Annotated in this window: 19 protein-coding genes; 13 read left to right on the forward strand and 6 right to left on the reverse strand. The window is 36.1% G+C overall.

What is annotated here, in order from left to right:
- The first annotated feature begins 28 nt into the window (after window positions 1-28).
- The 5 genes from MTQ00_RS12375 (at window position 29) to MTQ00_RS12395 (ending at window position 3,711) form a co-directional block, all read left to right on the forward strand.
- Window positions 29-487 carry a hypothetical protein gene (locus tag MTQ00_RS12375; RefSeq protein WP_273649387.1) on the forward strand — a complete coding sequence of 153 codons (459 nt, stop codon included), beginning with the start codon at window positions 29-31 and terminating at the stop codon, window positions 485-487.
- Complete coding sequence (locus MTQ00_RS12380) at window positions 442-894, forward strand: helix-turn-helix domain-containing protein (protein WP_273649388.1); 453 nt, start codon at window positions 442-444, stop codon at window positions 892-894. Before MTQ00_RS12375 ends, MTQ00_RS12380 begins: the two co-directional genes overlap by 46 nt.
- Window positions 895-983: 89 nt before the next feature.
- Window positions 984-1,280: a hypothetical protein gene (locus MTQ00_RS12385; RefSeq protein ID WP_273649390.1), complete on the forward strand. Its 297-nt coding sequence runs from the start codon at window positions 984-986 to the stop codon at window positions 1,278-1,280.
- Between the two features lie 20 nt (window positions 1,281-1,300).
- Window positions 1,301-1,705 carry an SIP domain-containing protein gene (locus MTQ00_RS12390; RefSeq protein WP_273649392.1) on the forward strand — a complete coding sequence of 135 codons (405 nt, stop codon included), beginning with the start codon at window positions 1,301-1,303 and terminating at the stop codon, window positions 1,703-1,705.
- Window positions 1,706-1,818: 113 nt separating this feature from the next.
- Window positions 1,819-3,711, forward strand: coding sequence for an ABC-F family ATP-binding cassette domain-containing protein (locus MTQ00_RS12395; protein WP_172280415.1), 1,893 nt, complete (start codon window positions 1,819-1,821; stop codon window positions 3,709-3,711).
- Between the two features lie 105 nt (window positions 3,712-3,816).
- On the opposite strand, the gene MTQ00_RS12400 is transcribed toward MTQ00_RS12395, so the two are convergent.
- Window positions 3,817-4,872, reverse strand: a complete 1,056-nt coding sequence (locus tag MTQ00_RS12400) for a Gfo/Idh/MocA family oxidoreductase (RefSeq protein WP_273649394.1) — start codon at window positions 4,870-4,872, stop codon at window positions 3,817-3,819.
- Between the two features lie 181 nt (window positions 4,873-5,053).
- On the opposite strand from MTQ00_RS12400, the gene MTQ00_RS12405 reads away from it, so the two are divergent.
- From MTQ00_RS12405 to MTQ00_RS12415, 3 genes are all read left to right on the forward strand, one after another.
- Window positions 5,054-7,246, forward strand: a complete 2,193-nt coding sequence (locus tag MTQ00_RS12405; RefSeq protein WP_273649396.1) for a TonB-dependent siderophore receptor — start codon at window positions 5,054-5,056, stop codon at window positions 7,244-7,246.
- A gap of 97 nt (window positions 7,247-7,343) precedes the next feature.
- The gene (locus MTQ00_RS12410) at window positions 7,344-7,859 is read left to right on the forward strand and encodes a hypothetical protein (RefSeq protein ID WP_273649398.1); all 516 of its coding nucleotides are present in this window, start codon (window positions 7,344-7,346) and stop codon (window positions 7,857-7,859) included.
- A 161-nt stretch (window positions 7,860-8,020) separates the two neighbouring features.
- Entirely contained in the window at window positions 8,021-8,614 is a 594-nt protein-coding gene (locus MTQ00_RS12415) for a hypothetical protein (protein ID WP_172280422.1), read from the forward strand.
- Between the two features lie 102 nt (window positions 8,615-8,716).
- Here the strand turns inward: MTQ00_RS12415 and MTQ00_RS12420 are convergent, their stop codons facing one another.
- Window positions 8,717-9,352, reverse strand: a complete 636-nt coding sequence (locus tag MTQ00_RS12420) for a peroxiredoxin (protein ID WP_172280423.1) — start codon at window positions 9,350-9,352, stop codon at window positions 8,717-8,719.
- Window positions 9,353-9,449: 97 nt separating this feature from the next.
- Here MTQ00_RS12420 and MTQ00_RS12425 point away from each other — a divergent pair, with 97 nt between their 5' ends.
- The gene (locus tag MTQ00_RS12425; RefSeq protein WP_273649401.1) at window positions 9,450-10,340 is read left to right on the forward strand and encodes a mechanosensitive ion channel family protein; all 891 of its coding nucleotides are present in this window, start codon (window positions 9,450-9,452) and stop codon (window positions 10,338-10,340) included.
- Window positions 10,341-10,395: 55 nt separating this feature from the next.
- Here MTQ00_RS12425 and sucC read toward each other — a convergent pair whose 3' ends face one another.
- From sucC to MTQ00_RS12445, 4 genes are all read right to left on the reverse strand, one after another.
- Entirely contained in the window at window positions 10,396-11,586 is a 1,191-nt protein-coding gene (gene sucC, locus MTQ00_RS12430; protein ID WP_076390839.1) for an ADP-forming succinate--CoA ligase subunit beta, read from the reverse strand.
- 130 nt (window positions 11,587-11,716) lie between these two features.
- Complete coding sequence (locus tag MTQ00_RS12435) at window positions 11,717-12,994, reverse strand: chloride channel protein (RefSeq protein WP_273649405.1); 1,278 nt, start codon at window positions 12,992-12,994, stop codon at window positions 11,717-11,719.
- A 5-nt stretch (window positions 12,995-12,999) separates the two neighbouring features.
- Window positions 13,000-13,386, reverse strand: a complete 387-nt coding sequence (locus MTQ00_RS12440; protein ID WP_273649406.1) for a DUF423 domain-containing protein — start codon at window positions 13,384-13,386, stop codon at window positions 13,000-13,002.
- A 196-nt stretch (window positions 13,387-13,582) separates the two neighbouring features.
- Window positions 13,583-14,911 carry a hydroxymethylglutaryl-CoA reductase, degradative gene (locus MTQ00_RS12445; RefSeq protein ID WP_172280431.1) on the reverse strand — a complete coding sequence of 443 codons (1,329 nt, stop codon included), beginning with the start codon at window positions 14,909-14,911 and terminating at the stop codon, window positions 13,583-13,585.
- Window positions 14,912-15,057: 146 nt separating this feature from the next.
- On the opposite strand from MTQ00_RS12445, the gene MTQ00_RS12450 reads away from it, so the two are divergent.
- From MTQ00_RS12450 to pfkA, 4 genes are all read left to right on the forward strand, one after another.
- Window positions 15,058-16,317, forward strand: coding sequence for a putative DNA modification/repair radical SAM protein (locus MTQ00_RS12450; protein WP_273649409.1), 1,260 nt, complete (start codon window positions 15,058-15,060; stop codon window positions 16,315-16,317).
- Between the two features lie 103 nt (window positions 16,318-16,420).
- Window positions 16,421-17,179, forward strand: coding sequence for a TIGR03915 family putative DNA repair protein (locus tag MTQ00_RS12455; RefSeq protein ID WP_273649410.1), 759 nt, complete (start codon window positions 16,421-16,423; stop codon window positions 17,177-17,179).
- A gap of 22 nt (window positions 17,180-17,201) precedes the next feature.
- Window positions 17,202-18,065: a DUF4846 domain-containing protein gene (locus tag MTQ00_RS12460; RefSeq protein WP_273649412.1), complete on the forward strand. Its 864-nt coding sequence runs from the start codon at window positions 17,202-17,204 to the stop codon at window positions 18,063-18,065.
- Window positions 18,066-18,148: 83 nt separating this feature from the next.
- Entirely contained in the window at window positions 18,149-19,135 is a 987-nt protein-coding gene (pfkA, locus tag MTQ00_RS12465) for a 6-phosphofructokinase (RefSeq protein ID WP_172280439.1), read from the forward strand.
- Window positions 19,136-19,146: the final 11 nt, after the last annotated feature.

The raw sequence follows: 19,146 nt of genomic DNA on the forward strand, positions 1-19,146 counted from the left end.
CTTATTAGCTTTGATTTTATAATTCAACATGAGACAGACAATTCCCACCTACGATCTCAGTACGATCTCCGATCATGGTTTTATTGTGGAAAGAATCACGGACCGAATCAACAGTTCGGAGGATAATCTTTTAGATAAAGGAATCCACAGGGATAGTCATTATATCTTTACATTTCTCCAAACCGGACATGTAAAAATGATGGTGGATTTTAAAATCATTGAGGCTAAAAACGGACATATTTACTGTGTTTTACCTGGTCAGGTCCATCAGGGGCTTCTTATGAATAATGCTTGTGGATGGTTCATTGCTTTAAACGTTGATCTGGTTCCTGACTTTGTCCGCTCAGCTTTTGAAGAATATCTCGTGGATATTATGCCTTTACCTGTAAGCAATTCCGAGTCTGAAAAATTCAACAAATTGGCTCAGGTTCTTTTTGAATCATGCACAAAAGAGATGATGGCCACAAAGAAAATTTCTTTATCATAAAATCTTTGCTTAATGCTTATACCGGAATGTTTGCATCTCACTTTCTGAATGAAAGCTCTCATAAAAAACAAAAAGAAAACAGAACATTAGAGCTGGCCAGACAATTCAGGATCCTGGTAAGAAAAAATTTCATTACACAGAAAAGCGCATCTGGGTATGCAGAAATCATGAACATTTCACCAGGATATTTAACTGAGGTAATCAGCAAGGCAACAGGAAAATCTCCATCATACTGGATTCAACAGGAAGTTTTGATAGAAGCTAAAAGATTATTGTTTTTCACCAATTGCACGGTTAAAGAAATAGCCTATCAGCTTGGATATAATGATCACACTTACTTTTCACGTCTCTTTTCCAGATCGGAAGGAGTCTCTCCATTATCTTTCCGTGATAAAAGCAAAAAGTAATTCGTAAACCACGAATAGTCCAACCAATTCCATAAAATGGCCATTGATATTTTTGTCATTTGCAGCTTCCTTTGCAATAAAATATCATTATGTCTAGTTTACCAAAATGGATCAACGACGCTGTTGAAAATCTATTACCATCAAAATTTAAAGACTGTACCGTTACAAAAGCTACCTATATTTCAGATGATCTTAAACAGATAACTTTTGAAACCGACCTTTCAGATGTTTACTTTGAGCCTGCATATGCGGTAGGCTTCCGTATCAATGACCGGGATTTCAGAAACTATTCCCCTTTTCATTTTGATAAAGAAAAGGAAATTTTGATATCCTTTTCCATGTACATGACACCCAAGCTGCAGGATGTCACTTCATCAACCAACTGACAGCCGGGGATTCTATTAAAATGATTATACCGCGTGGAAAAAGATTCTTTGATCATGAGGCTAAAATTCATTTTTCAATCGGAGATGAGACTTCCCTGGGAAGTTCAATTGCCATCCGGGAGGCCGCAGAAAAAACTTCAAAATCCTTTGTTTGCCTGCATGAGCTTGAAGATCCTTTAAGCCTTGAAAAACTTGATTTATACGGCTACTATACTTCTAAAAACAACTGGATGGCAATATTAAATCAAATCAATGAATTTCTCCACGAAGAGCGAAAAGCCATTGAAAACCAAGAAGTCACGTTTTATTTGACAGGAAACGGAAAAACGATGTCCTTTTTACGCAGATATCTGAAAGAAAAAGGTGTTCATTCCACCAATTTAAGATCACAGGCTTATTGGATCGAAGGTAAAAAAGGATTATAAATTAGCAAACAAAATCTGTCAGCCCTTTACCTCATTCAAAAAACCAAAGAAAATATTTTATCCGGTAAAACCTTCAATATTTCGTATTTTCGCGCTACGAAATCTTTATAGAAATGAATTACGTTGCTGCTGAAAACCTTACCAAATCTTACGGACTAAAAGTTTTATTCAAAAATATTTCTTTCAATATTAATGAAGGAGACAAAATAGCCATTGTTGCTAAAAACGGAAGTGGAAAATCTACCCTGCTCAAGATCCTTATGGGAAAAGAAATTGCAGATAGTGGAAATGTAATTATCAATAAAGATATACAGGTTGTTTTATTTGACCAGGAAATTGATTATGATCCGAAACTTACCATTGAGGAATTCATGATGACCCTTGATTCAGCTCCCATTACAGCGCTTAAAAATTATCATCAGTCACTCCACTCAACGGACCTTGATTTTATCGAAAAGGCTCTTGCGGATATGGAGGCCCATAAAGCCTGGGATCTGGAAAATGAGATGAAACAAATCCTTTCCCAACTTAAGATCACAAATCTCGAAGCCAGGATGGGAACACTTTCCGGAGGACAGATCAAGCGCGTTGCACTGGCCAAGCTTTTAACGGAAACCAGAGCAGAACATCGTCATACATTACTGATAATGGACGAGCCAACCAACCATTTGGATGTAGAAATGGTAGAGTGGCTTGAAAATTATCTTAATAAAGCCAAGATTACTTTACTGCTCGTAACCCACGACCGTTATTTCCTTGATAGTGTCTGCGGTATTATCTGGGAGATGGAAGACGGAAACCTTTATTTCCATAATGGTTCTTATGCTACCTATCTGGAAAATAAGATGATCAGAGAGGATAATCTTAATGCTACCATTGACAAGGCTAATAATCTTTACAGAAAAGAGCTGGAGTGGATGCGAAGACAGCCTAAGGCAAGAACCACGAAATCTAAAAGCAGAATTGATGCTTTTTACGAAACCGAAAAAGTAGCAAAAACAGACACTTCAAAACAAGGTCTGGAATTGGATTTTGAAATGAAACGCCTTGGGAATAAAATTCTAGAATTAAAGAATATAGATAAAAGTTTTGGTGAGAAGGTTTTACTAAAAGATTTTAGCTATTCTTTCCAACGTGGGGAGAAAGTTGGAATCGTAGGTAAAAACGGAGCGGGAAAATCTACTCTTTTAAATATTATCCAGGGGCTTGAAAAAGCAGATAAAGGAGAAATAGAAACAGGGGAAACCATTTCTTTTGGTTATTTTTCGCAAAAAGGGCTCACTTACAAAGAAGATGAGAGAGTCATTGACTTTATTAAAGAAATTGCCGAGTTCTATCCTTTAGCCAACGGAAAAAGTCTTTCGGCATCCCAGTTTTTAAGGTTGTTTTTATTTGATGATCAAACGCAATATTCTCCTATTTCAAAATTATCCGGTGGGGAAAAAAGAAGATTGCACCTGATGTATATCCTGTATCAGAATCCTAATTTTTTGATTTTTGATGAGCCTACGAATGATCTTGATCTTCCAACATTAACAGTCCTTGAAAACTTCCTTCAACAGTTCCAGGGATCTTTGATTATAGTTTCCCACGACAGATATTTCATGGACAGAATTGTAGATCATGTTTTGGCTTTTGAAGGCAATGGAAAAATCAGAGATTTTGTAGGGACCTTCTCAGAATACAGGGAAGCCAGAAGTCGCGAGGAAGCATTAGAAAAAAATACAGCTGTAAAGACTGAGCCGGTTAAGGAAACTGTTCCTGTAGTGGAAAATACACCACCTTCCAGTACGAAACGAAAATTAAGTTTCAAAGAGCAGAGGGAACTTGACACGATTGAAAAAGAAATGCCTGAACTTGAAGAACAGCGCTCCAAAATTCTGGACAAACTTAACAATGAAGTAGATTATGAGAAAATAGCTAAACTTTCTTCAGAGTTGGAAACGGTTTCAGAAAAACTGGAAAACCATGAAATGAGATGGCTGGAACTTCAGGAGCTCCTTTAAAATAAAAACGATGAGTTATGAATGAGTTCAAAGAGTTAGAGAGTAGGATAATTTTAGTGTTAAAGAATATCAACCATAAACTCTGAACTCATTCACAATTGATCTTTATAGTTTAATTACTTTTTCTTCTTTTGCACTTTCTAAAGAAGCATCAATGATTTTCATATTCTGAATGACTTCTTTTCCAGGAGATGGCAATCCATATCCAAACACGATATGTTCGTAAATCTGCTGATAGTAATTCATATAATCTCCAGCTTCACTTGAGGTAAGCACTCTTTCTGTTTCTGAACGATCATTCAAAAAGTTTAAAATTCCATCCGCTTCTTTCAAAGGCTGTGTCCAGTCTTTTCCGTATGTGGGGGTAGCGCCTGCTACCAATTCATTTTCCTGATTATCGGTTCTCTCCTGCAGGAAAGTTCCCCGGTCTCCATGAATGGTATAGGCATAATGGCCTTCTTTACTGAAAACAGAAGATTTAAGCCTTACTCTCAAAGCGTCTTTATAAAATAACAGAATCTCAAAATAATCGTTGGCAAACGTCGATCCTTTCATAGAAAATACATCTGCAAAAAGTTTTTCAGGATATCCAAAATATTGTACAGCCTGATCTACCAAATGAGCTCCTAAATCATGAAGTGACCCGGCTCCCAATTGATCGGGACTTTCTTTATGTTTTTTTCCGCTGGGTGTAGTGCGGAACCGGTCAAAACGAATCTCAACCTCTTTAATGTTTCCTAATTTTCCTTCATCCAGAATTTTTTGAACCTGTAAAAAATCCCGGTCGAATCTTCGGTTTTGGTATACACTAAGAAACAGTCCTTTTTCTTCAGCCAGCTGTACCAGTTCTTCCGCTTCAGAAACATTTACGGTAAAAGGTTTTTCCACAATAATGTTCTTACCCGCTTCCAATGCTTTTTTGGCATATTCATAATGTGTCTGAACCGGTGTATTGATAATGACCAGCTCTACATCTGCATGCTGAAGCATTTCTTCTACTGAACGGTAAATGGTTACTTCCGGATATTGATCCTTAGACTCTTCTTTACTTCTTTCAACCACAGCAGCAATAAAAAATCCCGGATGCTCCTTCAAAAAGGGTGCATGGAAAATTTTTCCACTCATTCCAAAGGCACAAAGCCCTGCTTTTACCAATTGCATATTATAATTTTTAACAAATATATTCATAAAAACTTCTCTATTCCCCTATCTAAAGGAACTATAGAAATAATCCATCTCACCAAGTCGGAAAATATGATTAAAATCATAAAACTATTTTTATCTATTCTAAACAAATACTTACATTTGCGGCTTATTTAAAACTGTTCTATATAAAAATAAAATGAAAAGACAATTACTTTCTTTAGGTCTTCTATTTACTGCTGTTTCAGTGAGTTCACAGATGAAAAATGCTGAAGCAGATACCATCAGAATTCAAACCATTGAGGACATCAATCTTCATAAAACAGGAAATCCTAACCAGGCAAGAACATTATCTACAAAATCAAACCTGACAGTAATGGAAAACCCTCAGCCCATAGCTATTGTAACTCATGAAATTATTGAGCAGCAACAAGCAAAGCAGCTAAGTGATGTTATTAAAAATGTGAATGGTATTTATTTGACATCTGCAAGAGGAGGATCTCAGGATAGCTTTGGAGGAAGAGGTTTTATATTTGGAAATGATAATATCTTCAAAAATGGAGCAAGAGTAAACAGTGGAGTTTTTCCTGAAGTAAGTGGACTTGAAAGAGTTGAAGTTTTAAAAGGTGCAAATGCTATGTTATATGGTAATGTAGGGCCAGGTGGAATTGTAAACCTTATAACTAAAAAACCAAGATTTGAATTTGGTGGATCTGTCGGATTAAACGGTGGAAGCTGGAATTCTTATAAACCTGTATTTGACATTTATGGACCTTTAAGCCAAAAGGTAGCCTTCAGAGTCAATGGAACTTATGAATATGCCGAAAGTTTCAGAGATATGGTAGAATCTAAAAAGCATTATTTCAACCCGTCTTTTGTTTTTAATTTGAGTGAAAACACACAACTAATTGTAGAGGGTGATTATTTATATCATAATTTCACTCCTGATTTTGGAATTGGAAGTGTTACTGATAAAACCACTGGAATATCCAGGTTAGCTACTGAAGTTGACCGCAGGAGTTTTTTAGGTGCCAACTGGCAATATCAAACCAACCAACAAGCCACTACAGACGTTGTTTTAAACCATCAATTGAACAGTAAATGGAGTCTAAATGCAGTTGCTTCTTACCAGAATTATACAAAAGATTATTTTTCAACAGAAAGAATTCAATGGCAGTATGAATCCGCAAAAGGAAATTTTGACCCATCCTGGAACAGAACTTTGGGAAGAAATTATACTGAACAAAATTATACTTCATTACAAGTTAACCTAAATGGAGAATTTAAAACCGGAAATATTATCCATAAGGTTCTATTTGGAGCAGATGGAGACTATGGTTTAGCTGATACTTATGCTTACAACTTTACTAATCCTACGAGCATTAACTATGGAACATTATATTTAAATAATTCTTCCACATGGTCTAATGAAGGTGTTATGCCTGAAACTTATAGATCATCAAGAAACAGAATAGCAACGAAAAGATTTGGTCTTTATGCACAAGACTTGATCAGCCTTAGCAAAGAGTTTAAAGTATTGGCAGGAATAAGATGGTCTTATTTAAAAAATGAAGATACAGAAGTAAAAGATTTCTTAAAAGGAACAGAAACGCCTACAGTAAACAGCGGTTTACAAGCTCATGCCTTATCGCCAAAAGTAGGATTAATCTATAATCCTAATGATAATTTATCTGTTTTTGCAACGTATACTAATTCATTCTCACCTAATTCAGGGTTTGATGTAAACAATCTATCTTTAAAAGCATCAACAATTGATCAATACGAAGTAGGGGTTAAGAAAAATTTATGGAACAATGCTATCGCTGTAAACTTAACAGCTTATCAAATAAATAACAGGGATGCTTACACATCTCCATATCTTGCAGATAATAAGGTGGCATTATATAAAGTATATGCCGGCAATATAAGAAGTAGAGGTGTTGAATTGGATATCACAGGAAACCCAACAAAATACCTGTCTTTAATAGGAGGTATTTCTTACAATAATACTGTGTATACAAAAACTCCAGATAACGGATTTGTTGAAGATCAAAGATTGGTAAGAACTCCTGCCCTTACAGCAAATGCGTCTATTTTTTATACCTTCACGGATTTTGCAAAAGGCCTGAAGCTAGGAGCTACAGCATTCTATACCGGAAAAAGACAAGCAGGCTGGAATGATGTAAAAGGGCAATTACAACAAACAAGAATGATTGATATCAACGGATTCACGACGGTTGATATAAGTGTCGGTTACAGTTGGAATAAGTTCTCTATTCAGGGTAAAGTGGGCAACCTGTTTGATGTCATAAACTACAATGTTCATGAGAATTATTCAGTGAATCCGATCACACCTAGAAACTATTATTTTACGTTGACTTACAGACTCTAGAATTCTTAATATAAAAATTCTTTCAATAAAAGTGGGAACTGCATTTTTGCAATTTCCACTTTTGAAATTAAAAAAAATAAAAGCAAAACAATAAAATATGGATAAAATAAAAGATACCAGAAGTTTCATGAGGATTACGCATCGTTACTTAGGATACTTCCTTGCGGGAATTATGGCTGTTTATGCGATAAGCGGTGTATTGCTGGTTTACAGGGATACAGGCTTTTTAAAAAAGGAGAAAAATTACGACAAAATTGTAGCTAAAAACCTTTCTGAAAAGGAATTGGGAAAAGAATTAAAAATTAAAAACTTAGAAATCGAAAATAGAATCGGAAACATCGCATATTTCAAACAGGGAGCCTATAACCTGACAACCGGGGAGGCAAAATACGTAAAAAAAGAGCTGCCATTTGTCCTGGATAAAATGACAAAACTTCATAAATCCCAGTCAAAAGAGACACTATCACCTCTTAACACTTTTTTTGGAATTGCCCTATTCTTCTTTGTGATCTCAAGCTTCTGGATGTTTAATCCAAAAACAAAAGCATTCAAACGCGGAATGCTTTTTACTGCTCTAGGACTGGTTGTTTCCATTATATTACTTCTTGTCTAAAATTATATTTTATTCAATAAAACAAGGAAATTAATTTGATTTTCATTTTTCTTAATTTAACATTATTTTAGTAAAATTAGCTAAAAATGAGTACTATGGCACATTTATTGATTTTCACCACCCATAGAATAAATAAGCATTAATTATTAAAATTATAAATTATGAAAAAACTAATTTTAGCAGGAATAGTAGCGGTAGCAGGATTAACAACAACAGCCAATGCTCAGATTCAAAAAGGTAACTGGATGGTTGGTAGTAGTATTGTAGCTAGTAATTTTGGTCTTAATACGGGAGGAGGATATAACATCTCTTTACAACCGAAAGCGGCTTATTTCATTGAAGATAACGTAGCACTTGGAGGATATGTTGATTTAGGATTTAACAAAGTTGCAAAAGGATCACCAACAAACTTTGTGTACAAAGTAGGGGCTTTAGGTCGTTACTATGTATCACCAGGTGAAAAAGGTATAGATAATCTTTTACATCACGGACGTTGGTTCTTCGAAGGTAACGTTGGTATTGGAGGAACGTCTACCGAAGGAGGAAACTCTACCACTGGGTTAGATTTCGGTGCAGGTCCGGGATACTCTTACTTCATCACACCTAACATCGGTGTTGAAGGACTTGTTAAATACAATGGTGTTGCAGGTTTCGGTAAAAACGGTTTAACTTCTACCCTTACCTTCAACGTAGGATTTAGCATTTTCTTACCTACATCTAAAGGAAAACAAATCATAAACGACGTTAAAAACTAGTCGTTAAGAAAATTATTTTTCTTAAAAAAGATAAAAGCACCTCGAATAATTTCGAGGCGCTTTTCGTACAAATTAAAACTAAACTATAAAAAATCAAATAAATCATGTATTCGGTTGAGGCGTATATCTTAAATACGGCTTTATTTCTGTAACGCCTTTAGGAAAAATTTCCCGGGCTTCTTCTGTTGATATAGACGGTGGAATAATAACATCTTCTCCATTTTTCCAGTTTACAGGGGTAGCCACTTTATGGGAATCCACCAATTGAAGAGAGTCAAGAACCCTTATAATTTCATTAAAATTCCTTCCCGTAGAAGCAGGATAAGTTATAATCAAACGTACTTTTTTATCCGGATCAATGATAAGCAAAGAGCGTACGGTTGCAGTTGCTGAAGCATTAGGATGGATGAAATCATACAATTCCGAAATTTTCCTGTCTTTATCTGCAATAATAGGAAATTGCACATCCGTATTTTGAGTTTCATTAATATCCCGGATCCAGTTCTGATGGTCTTCTACTCCATCTACACTCAATGCAATTACTTTGGTTTTCCTTGCCTCAAATTCGGACTTTAGCTTTGATGTAAAGCCAAGCTCCGTAGTGCAAACCGGAGTATAATCTGCAGGATGCGAGAATAAAATCCCCCAGGAATCTCCCAGATAATTATAAAAGTCAAGATCACCGGCAGTAGTTTCTGCCTGAAAATTGGGTGCGGTATCTCCTAGTTTGATTGACATAACATTATCGTTTATTAGTCTACAAATTTAGTAGACTTTTTGAAACTGGCAAAATTTTTGATGAAAAATTACATATTAAATTAAAAAAAATTAATACATGGAGAAAATTGGTTTAAGCTATGTTGAAGTGGTCTACAGAGTTCTACAAAGCTGGTATTTAAAATTTGCAGAACTGACCCCTAAATTGATTGTGGGCATACTGGTTTTTTCTTTCTTCCTATTTTCAAGTAAATATTTAAGTAAACTTGCCGTAAAGCTCTTTCATAAATTATTTCCTAAAAGTGAAAAAGAAAGTTCATTGGTAACTTTACTGGCCGTATTCCGGTTTATCATTATGCTAATGGGTAGTTTTATTGCATTAGAAATAATGGGTTTCAGCAGTTTTCTATGGAAATTCATCGGAAGTCTGGGAGTTGCGGGGGTTATCGCCGGGGTTGCTTTAAAGGATCTGGTGTCCAGTATATTTTCAGGAATGCTTATCGGAATCGATAAAGCCTTTAAAGTAGGTGATTATGTATCTATCGGGAATAACTCAGGGACAGTACAGGAAATTGGTTTTCTGACAACAAAGATTATAACCGATGACGGTAAAAAGGTTTATATTCCCAATCAGGTCATTTTTAATTCTCCTTTTTCAAATATCACTGCTTCTCCGCAGAGAAGAATAATCCTAAATTTTGAAATTCCGGCTGATGAAGATATCAACAAGGCGCAAATGGGAATTCTGGAAGTAATAAAAGGATTAGAATATGTGGACAAACTGGATACTGCTGAGGTTGTATTTACCGATCTTAAACAAGGCATATTCAATTTACAGGCTAAATTCTGGATGACCATCGGAGCCAACATTACCCGCGTAAAGAGTGATGCATATATGAAGATCAAGCAACGTCTTGATTCGGATAACATCCTGTTAGTAACCCCGACCAGCATCAATATTACAGGAGGAGAAAGCAATAGCAGTCCTACATCAAATCAGGACAAATAGAAAATAAAAAAACCGCTTTTTCAAGCGGTTTAAATTTTTATAATAAGTAGCTAGCTTATGCTAATACTTCTTTTACTTTGTTAGCAGCTTCCTCTAAAGTAATTGCAGAGTGTACCGGAAGACCAGACTCGTCAATTAATTTCTTAGCTTCAACTGCATTGGTTCCCTGTAATCTCACGATCAATGGAACTGGTAGGCTTCCCATCGCTTTGTAAGCATCTACAACACCCTGAGCTACTCTATCACATCTTACGATACCTCCGAAGATATTGATTAAGATTGCTTTTACGTTCGGATCTCTTAAGATAATTCCGAAAGCAGTCTGTACTCTCTGAGCATCAGCAGTTCCTCCAACGTCAAGGAAGTTAGCAGGATTACCACCTGATAATTTAATGATATCCATAGTCGCCATCGCAAGACCCGCACCGTTTACCATACAAGCAACGTTACCATCTAATTTTACGAAGTTAAGACCAGCTTCACCAGCTTCAACATCCATTGGATCTTCTTCTCTGGTATCTCTTAGCTCAGCTAAATCTTTGTGACGGAACAATGAGTTGTCATCTAAAGTTACTTTAGCATCTACTGCGATAATTTTATTATCAGAAGTTTTTAAAACAGGGTTGATTTCGAAAAGAGAAGCATCAATTCCTGTATATGCGTTGTAAAGAGAACCGATGAATTTTACAAATTCTTTGAAAGCATTTCCTTCAAGACCTAAGTTGAAAGCAATCTTTCTAGCCTGGAAACCTTGAAGACCTAAAGCAGGATCAATGATTTCTTTGTGAATCAAATGAGGTGTTACTTCAGCAACATGTTCGATATCCATACCACCTTCAGTAGAATATACGATTGTATTTTTACCTTCAGCTCTGTCTAATAAAATAGAAACATAGAATTCTTTAGTTTCTGTTTCACCCGGATAATATACATCCTCTGCAACCAAAACAGAATTTACTTTTTTACCCTCAGCAGAAGTTTGTGGAGTTACCAACTGCATTCCGATGATGTTCTGAGCGTTTTCTTTAAGCTTATCCATGTTTGGAGAGAACTTTACACCACCACCTTTACCACGACCACCTGCGTGGATCTGAGCTTTTACTACCCACCCTTGAGCGCCAGTTTCAGCAGTTAGTTTTTCAGCAGCAGCTACAGCTTCATCTACGTTGTTTGCAACGAAACCACGTTGGATAGCTACTCCATACTTTGATAAAATCTCTTTTGATTGATACTCGTGAAGATTCATATTATTTTTATTATTTTATTTTAAATTATAAAGGTTGACAAATTTACTAAAAAGACATGGAAGTTCAAGATTCTAAGTCCAAAAATTAAATGGTAAGCACCTTGATTTTTAACAGGTCCTGATATTTTCTTTATTCTTCGGTTATTTTTTCTGATTGAGATCCTATAAAAGGGATTTTCGGAGCCAGGAAATATCCTGTTAAGCTCGCAAAAAGTATCGGAACAAAATAAGTAAATCCTGTTAAAGTCCCAAGAATAATAGTTGTACTCATAGGCGTCCTGGTCACACAAGCGTTAATTGCAGCCATGCAGCTTACAATTGCCAGTGTGGTATCTACTGATGGAAAAAGATGATGTATGATCAGCCCCAAAGTAGTTCCCACAAAAAACAAAGGGATAATGAACCCTCCTCTCCAGCCCGAAGTCACTGTGATTGCTATCGCTAATATTTTAAAGACCAGAATTAAAAGTAAAAAGTTCAGAGAAAAATTCCCTCCGATCAGCTCATTAACTTCATGGTGTCCGAAGTATCTGGTAATGGGAAAGTAAAACGCAATAATACCCAAAACAATTCCACCTACTAATGTTTTTACATAGATGGGAAAGTTTCTGTACTCGAAGACTTTTTTGAAAAACTTAACTACAAAAATAAACAGCCATCCTACAAATGTTGCAACAACAGCAAACATACAAGCGTACATAAAATCGTAAACTCCGGAATAGTGATACGCTTTCAGGTTCCATGTAGCACCTATCCCGAGATGAATAATCAATGCAAACATTACATAGCTGAAACAGCTTGCGACCAATGCAGGAATTATTGCTTTATAATATTCAACAGCATGTTTATGATGTAAAATTTCAAGTGAAAAAAGACTTCCACCGAGTGGTGCACCAAATAATGCAGTGAAACCGGATGCCATCCCTGCAATACTTAAAGATCTCAACTCCTCGCCCTTCAATCTGAAAATCTTCCCTAGCCAGGTTCCTGTAGATCCTGTTACCTGAACCAGGGGAGCTTCAGGCCCTAAACTACCTCCTGAAGCTACACAAAAAAGTGACGACAAGATCATGGAAGGGTTATTTTTAGGATCGAGCTTTCCTTTATTAAATCTGATATTATTAACAATCAGATGAATTTCACCCGGATCACCGATGAAGTGAATAACCAGACCGGCTAACAATCCGCAAACGGCCATTGTTGGAATCACCATCCAACCTTGATACTGAGCTAAAAAGTCAGTAAAATATTCTAATACAATCCAATACAGTCCGGCAATGACTCCACCTACCAATCCGGTAAAAGCCCACATAAAAAATGTCCGGCTGAATACAAATGGATTAAATCTGATGGGCTGATCTAAAAGATTAAACGTTCTGATTAACCTTCGCCTTCTGTTGATTTTCATTGCGTTTAGATCCTATTTTTAGCAAAATAAAAAATAAGCATTCCCCAGCTAAGGATCATTAACAGCCCTCCAAGTGGAGTAATCGGTCCCAGGAATTTCAGATTAGCTCCCAAATAGTCCTGCAAACTCAGGAAGTATATACTAAATGAAAACAGCATTGTTCCTGCAATCATCAAAATAGAAACCCATTTTTCTGAAGAGGTTTCAAATTTCAAAATAAATCCAATGATCAACAGAAAGAAAGCAGCATACATTTGATATCTTACTCCTGTTTCAAAACTTTCCAGCCTTTCAACTGACAATATTTTCTTTAAAGCGTGCGCACCGAACGCACCTAAAATAACCGATAACATGCCATAAACGGCACCAAATACTAAAGTAATTGTTTTCATTATATCAATTTATGAGATCAGATCTTCAATTAATCTGTCTTATTTATAGTTTAAAATTTTAAACACCAAAGACAAAGCTCCGATAGCTATTAACATCCAGGCCATATTTTTACTTCTTGCAAAACCGGGGTTCCGGGTTATTTTCAGAAAAATTCCGAAAACTAAAATAAATGCTGACAATATGATTCCAAACATATTATTGGGCTCTCATTCTGTTAAACTCTGTGATAACCTCATGATGGGTAACTGTTTTGTCTTTGAAATAGGTAACAAAATGCTGCTTTTCCTCTTCCGTTGCTCCCATCTGATTCAGAATATTCAATAAATGCATCTTCATATGTCCTTTCTGAATTCCCGTGGTCACTAACGAACGCAGTGCCCCGAAATTCTGTGCTAATCCTGAAACAGCAAGTATACTCATTAACTCCTGAGCAGATGGCTTACCAAGAAGAGCTAATGAAAACTTGACTAACGGATGGAGGTTAGTCAGTCCGCCAACAACACCTACAGATATAGGAAGATCGATCCAAAATCTGAAAATTCCGTTATCAGTGGTGCAATGAGTCAAAGACCTGTACTGACCGTCTTTTGCAGCGTAAGCGTGTGCACAGGCTTCTGTTGCTCTGAAGTCGTTTCCCGTAGCAATCACCACCGCATCCACTCCATTCATAATTCCTTTATTATGAGTGGTTGCACGGAACGGCTCAATTTCAGCAATCGTTACAGCCTGTTTAAATTTTCTGGCAAATTCTTCGTTGGAAATCCCGCTATCATCTTTAAGATCATCAATTTTACAAGAAACCTCAGCACGAACCACACAGTCGGGAGTAAAGTTGGAGAGAATATTCATTACGATCTGTAAAGAATCTTTTTCCTCTTTGGTAAAGTCTTCTTCTTTAGCAACTTCTTCTTTCAATGTTTTCCCAAATTGCTCCAGACAAGAATTTATAAAATTGGCTCCCATTGAATCCACTGTATCAAAACTTGCCTTCAATTGGAAGTAATGGGCCATGTCAGCAGTCTTATCCACCAGCTTAATATCCAGAATTCCACCACCACGATTTCTCATGTTAGCGGTTATTGCTTCCGTAGCCTCAAATAGTTTTTTCTTTAGTTTAAAATTAAAAAAATGCAATAGTTTATGAGATTCTCCATTAAAAATGAAGTGAGTATGCCCCAATTTTTCTGTATTAATAATGGTTGTTTTAAAACCTCCTTTATCGATCCAGAATTTGGCAGCCTTAGATGCAGCAGCCACTACAGAACTTTCTTCAACAGCCATCGGCAAAGCCACCAATTTTCCATCTATTAAAAAATTAGGTGCTATTCCGTAAGGCATATAAAAATTAGAGATCGTATTTTCCGAAAATTCATCATGAAGCTTCTGAAGTTCTGTATTATCGTTCCAGTATTGCTTTAATATTTTTTGATATTCCTGATCGCCGTCAAGATATTCATTGACTAGCCAGTCTATTTTCCCCTGTTTGGTCAATTTGGAAAAACCTTCAATCGGTTGATGATTCATAGTATAACTTTAAAGAACCGTAAATATACTGATTTTGATACTTTATTCTGTTGATAACTTTATGTTAAAAAGGGTGACATTTCTCAATTTTGGAATTACTTTTGAATTAAAATTCACAGAGTTAAATCGTCCTTATATCATAACATATGAACTTTGACCGCCTAAAAGAAAAACTCGAAATCCTTGCTGACGCAGCGAAATATGATGTTTCCTGCTCTTCCAGCGGAGGAACACGAAAAAATAAAAAAGGTGCTTTGGGAGACAGTTCCATAAGCGGGATTTGTCATACCTATACAGAAGACGGACGATGTGTCTCCCTGCTTAAAGTTCTTTTGACCAATCATTGTATTTATGATTGTGCATACTGTGTTTCAAGAAGCTCCAATGATATCAAAAGGGCAGCTTTTACGGTGGAAGAAGTAGTGGATCTTACCATTAACTTTTATCGGAGAAATTATATAGAAGGACTTTTTTTAAGTTCAGGCATTTTTAAAAATGCTGACACGACCATGGAACGTCTGGTGAGAGTTGCAAAAAAATTACGACTTGAAGAAAATTTCAATGGATATATTCACTTAAAATCCATTCCTGGAGCAAGCGATGAATTAATGCAGGAAGCAGCACTCTATGCGGACCGTCTGTCTGTCAATCTTGAAATTCCAACCGAAAGCGGACTCAAGCTACTCGCTCCTGAAAAAAACAGGGCCGACATGATAAGTCCTATGCGTTATATTCAGAAAGGGATATCCCAATATAATGATGAAAAAAAGATTTTCCGGAAAGTTCCGAAATTTGCACCAGCCGGTCAGTCGACCCAAATGATCGTAGGAGCTACCAATGAAAACGATCTTCAGATTATAAAAGTCGCGGATCATTTTTATAAAAATTACAACCTTAAAAGAGTCTATTATTCAGGGTATGTACCAGTACTAGAAGACAAAAGATTGCCTTCATTAACTACTGAAGTCCCAATGCTTAGAGAAAACAGATTGTATCAATCGGACTGGCTCATGAGATTTTACGGCTTTAAAGCAGAAGAAATTTTAGATCCCAATCTTCCTTTTCTCGATCTTGAAATTGACCCCAAATTAAGCTGGGCATTAAGACATCTTGATCAATTCCCTATCAATCTCCAGACAGCTGACTATCAAATGATTCTTCGAATTCCGGGAATTGGTGTAAAAACAGCTAAAAAAATAGTACAAGCAAGACGTTTTCAGATTTTAAACATGGATCATCTTAAGAAATTAGGAGCAGCTGTAAACAGAGCAAAATACTTTATTGACTTCAATGCAGGAAATGTTTTTTTGAAATATTTAACGAATCAAAATTTAAAGAAATTATTGATTGGAGGAAGCTCGTCGAAATTTCATAATAAATTTTCACAGCAACTTACCTTGTTTTAAAAAACAATGATTTTCTCCCTGTTTAAAGGCAAACTGTGATAAAAATCTCTAAAAAGTTTATAAATTTTACATCTCTATATTATTAAACTACCATATAAAATAAATGACTACCCTACTTTACGACGGAAGCTTTGACGGACTTTTAACTGCAGTGTTTGAAGTATTCGAATACCGTTATAAAGACGTTGAAATTTTCGGCAAAAATCAATATCATCAGGAAAACATTTTTGCAGAAACCCACGAAGTAGTCACTCAGACAGAAAAGGCAGAAAGAGTTTTCAAGAAGCTGGAAGAGAACATAGGGAGATCCGGAATCCATCAATTGCTGAAAGTTTTTCTATCAGAAGATCCGGAATCAGAAAGAATTATCCTTTCAGCCATACAATTATCTGTACAACATCCTCATGAAAATATTCTTCAGAATTATGCGGATAGTGATATTTTAAAAATATCGAAAATATGTAAATCCGTAGACAGAGAAAGGCATCGGATGACGGCATTTGTAAGGTTTGAGAAAATGCAGGATGGTGTTTTCTTTGCAAAAATAGATCCTGATTTCAACGTTATTCCCCTGATCAGAAAACATTTTAAAGATCGATATCAGGATCAAAAGTGGATGATTTATGACCTCAGAAGAAATTATGGAATTTTGTATGATCTTGAAAATTGTGACTTCTTTTATCCTGATGAAAAACTGGATCTTGATCAATATGAGCAAAAATTCCATGATGAAGAGAGCCAATATCAAAAATTATGGCAACGTTACTTTATAAAAACCAATATTACAGAAAGAAAAAATCTAAAGCTCCATATTCAGCATGTCCCGAAAAGGTACTGGAAGTACCTGACAGAAAAGAGGTAATGTAAAATAAAAACACCATAAGATGGCAGGAAAAACTTTATGTACAATTGCGTTAATCAGTATTATCAGCTGTATTCCTGATAAGAAAAGAAATGCAATATCTGAAATAGATAACGGGACAGGATCAGAAATTTTGGTTCATACCGATAAAAATACTATCAAAGAAAGATTTTCTGCACCTCAGGGATATGAATGGATTGATGAAAAACAGGAATCTTTCGGGTATTTTCTCGAAAATTTCACTTTAAAACCCTATAAAAGCAAGATACTTAGATATGACGGAAATCCAATATCTACCCAGCATCTGCATGAAGCAATTTTTGATATCGATACCGGAGATCAGGATCTTCAACAATGTGCAGATGCGGTGATCCGGCTAAGGGCAGAATATTTAGTTAAAAATAAAAGACAAGATGAAATTCAATTTCATTTTACAAATGGTGATCTGCTGAGCTGGAAAGATTATAAAAACGGAACACGGGCCTTTGTCAATGGCAATTCTGTTAATTTCAAAAAGACAGCCTCTTTCGATGACTCGCCTCAAAATTTCAGAAGTTATCTAAATCTGATCTTTAATTATGCAGGAACTATTTCATTAAATAAAGAAACAAAACCGGTTTTAAAAAGTGAGGATTTAAAAAGCGGAGACATTCTTATTACACCAGGAAGTCCTGGACATGTTGTATTGATAAGTGGCGCTTGCAGAAATAAAGAAGGGAAAAAGTTATTTTTACTAAGTGAAGGTTTCACTCCTGCCCAATCTATCCATGTTCTTTCCAATCCTTTTGATAAAAACAGATCTCCGTGGTACAACTTAGACGTAAAAGCTAACGAAACAAAAACTGCGAGATATATTTTTAAACCAACAAACTTTAGAAGTTTTTAACAATTTATATTCAAAAGTATTATCAACTTACTACTATAATCTGAACTTGTTTTTGTAAATTTGTGTTCGAAATTTTTTACTAGATGAAAGAAAGTGCTGTAAAAAAAATTGCAGTTCTTACTTCCGGAGGAGACTCCCCGGGTATGAATGCTGCATTAAGGGCGGTGGTAAGAACGGCAAATTATTATAATATCGAATGTTACGGAATAAGAGAAGGCTACAATGGGCTTATCAACGATGATTTCTTAAAAATGGGTCCTCGTTCCGTAAAAAATATAATCAACCAGGGCGGAACTATCCTAAAGTCCGCAAGATCCCAGGAATTCAGAACTAAAGAAGGACGTCAGAAAGCCTACAATAATTGCGTTAAACATGGTGTTGATGCAATTGTGTGTATTGGTGGAGATGGAACTTTCACAGGGGCGAAGATCTTCAATGAAGAATTTGGTATCAGAGTAATTGGTGTTCCGGGGACTATCGACAATGATATTTTCGGTACCGACAATACTATTGGATATGATACGGCTTTGAATACTGCCATGGAAGCTATTGATAAAATCCGTGATACAGCCACTTCTCACAACAGAGTATTCTTTGTTGAGGTTATGGGTCGTGATGCTGGGTTTATTGCATTAAACAGTGGACTGGCAACCGGAGCTTTGGATATCCTTATCCCTGAAAAAAAGGACAGTGTAGATGAGCTTTTTGCGACTTTCAGAAATGCTGAAAAAACCGGAAAAGCTTCCAGTATCGTAGTTGTTGCTGAGGGAGAGAAACTGGCGAATATTTATGAGCTGGCAGAGCAGACAAAACAGGAGTTTCCTGACTATGACATTCGTGTAGCTATTCTGGGACATATCCAGAGAGGAGGATCTCCGAGCTGTGCAGACAGGGTTCTTGCGAGCAGACTGGGATACGGAGCCGTGGTAGGATTAATGGAAGGTAAAACAAATGTAATGGCAGGAATGCGTTCTAACGATATGGTATACACTCCTATTGAAGAAGCCATTAAAAAACATAATGAAATCAATAAAGACCTTTTACTGATTTCAGAAATATTAGCAATCTAATTTTTATAATT

This window comes from Chryseobacterium sp. B21-037, assembly GCF_028570785.1.
GTDB lineage: Bacteria > Bacteroidota > Bacteroidia > Flavobacteriales > Weeksellaceae > Chryseobacterium > Chryseobacterium proteolyticum.

Coding starts and splice junctions, on each gene's coding strand:
- MTQ00_RS12375 (WP_273649387.1), top strand. CDS start 29: ATGAGACAGACAATTCCCACCTACGATCTCAGTACGATCTCCGATCAT.
- MTQ00_RS12380 (WP_273649388.1), top strand. CDS start 442: ATGCACAAAAGAGATGATGGCCACAAAGAAAATTTCTTTATCATAAAA.
- MTQ00_RS12385 (WP_273649390.1), top strand. CDS start 984: ATGTCTAGTTTACCAAAATGGATCAACGACGCTGTTGAAAATCTATTA.
- MTQ00_RS12390 (WP_273649392.1), top strand. CDS start 1,301: ATGATTATACCGCGTGGAAAAAGATTCTTTGATCATGAGGCTAAAATT.
- MTQ00_RS12395 (WP_172280415.1), top strand. CDS start 1,819: ATGAATTACGTTGCTGCTGAAAACCTTACCAAATCTTACGGACTAAAA.
- MTQ00_RS12400 (WP_273649394.1), bottom strand. CDS start 4,872: ATGCAATTGGTAAAAGCAGGGCTTTGTGCCTTTGGAATGAGTGGAAAA.
- MTQ00_RS12405 (WP_273649396.1), top strand. CDS start 5,054: ATGAAAAGACAATTACTTTCTTTAGGTCTTCTATTTACTGCTGTTTCA.
- MTQ00_RS12410 (WP_273649398.1), top strand. CDS start 7,344: ATGGATAAAATAAAAGATACCAGAAGTTTCATGAGGATTACGCATCGT.
- MTQ00_RS12415 (WP_172280422.1), top strand. CDS start 8,021: ATGAAAAAACTAATTTTAGCAGGAATAGTAGCGGTAGCAGGATTAACA.
- MTQ00_RS12420 (WP_172280423.1), bottom strand. CDS start 9,352: ATGTCAATCAAACTAGGAGATACCGCACCCAATTTTCAGGCAGAAACT.
- MTQ00_RS12425 (WP_273649401.1), top strand. CDS start 9,450: ATGGAGAAAATTGGTTTAAGCTATGTTGAAGTGGTCTACAGAGTTCTA.
- sucC (WP_076390839.1), bottom strand. CDS start 11,586: ATGAATCTTCACGAGTATCAATCAAAAGAGATTTTATCAAAGTATGGA.
- MTQ00_RS12435 (WP_273649405.1), bottom strand. CDS start 12,994: ATGAAAATCAACAGAAGGCGAAGGTTAATCAGAACGTTTAATCTTTTA.
- MTQ00_RS12440 (WP_273649406.1), bottom strand. CDS start 13,386: ATGAAAACAATTACTTTAGTATTTGGTGCCGTTTATGGCATGTTATCG.
- MTQ00_RS12445 (WP_172280431.1), bottom strand. CDS start 14,911: ATGAATCATCAACCGATTGAAGGTTTTTCCAAATTGACCAAACAGGGG.
- MTQ00_RS12450 (WP_273649409.1), top strand. CDS start 15,058: ATGAACTTTGACCGCCTAAAAGAAAAACTCGAAATCCTTGCTGACGCA.
- MTQ00_RS12455 (WP_273649410.1), top strand. CDS start 16,421: ATGACTACCCTACTTTACGACGGAAGCTTTGACGGACTTTTAACTGCA.
- MTQ00_RS12460 (WP_273649412.1), top strand. CDS start 17,202: ATGGCAGGAAAAACTTTATGTACAATTGCGTTAATCAGTATTATCAGC.
- pfkA (WP_172280439.1), top strand. CDS start 18,149: ATGAAAGAAAGTGCTGTAAAAAAAATTGCAGTTCTTACTTCCGGAGGA.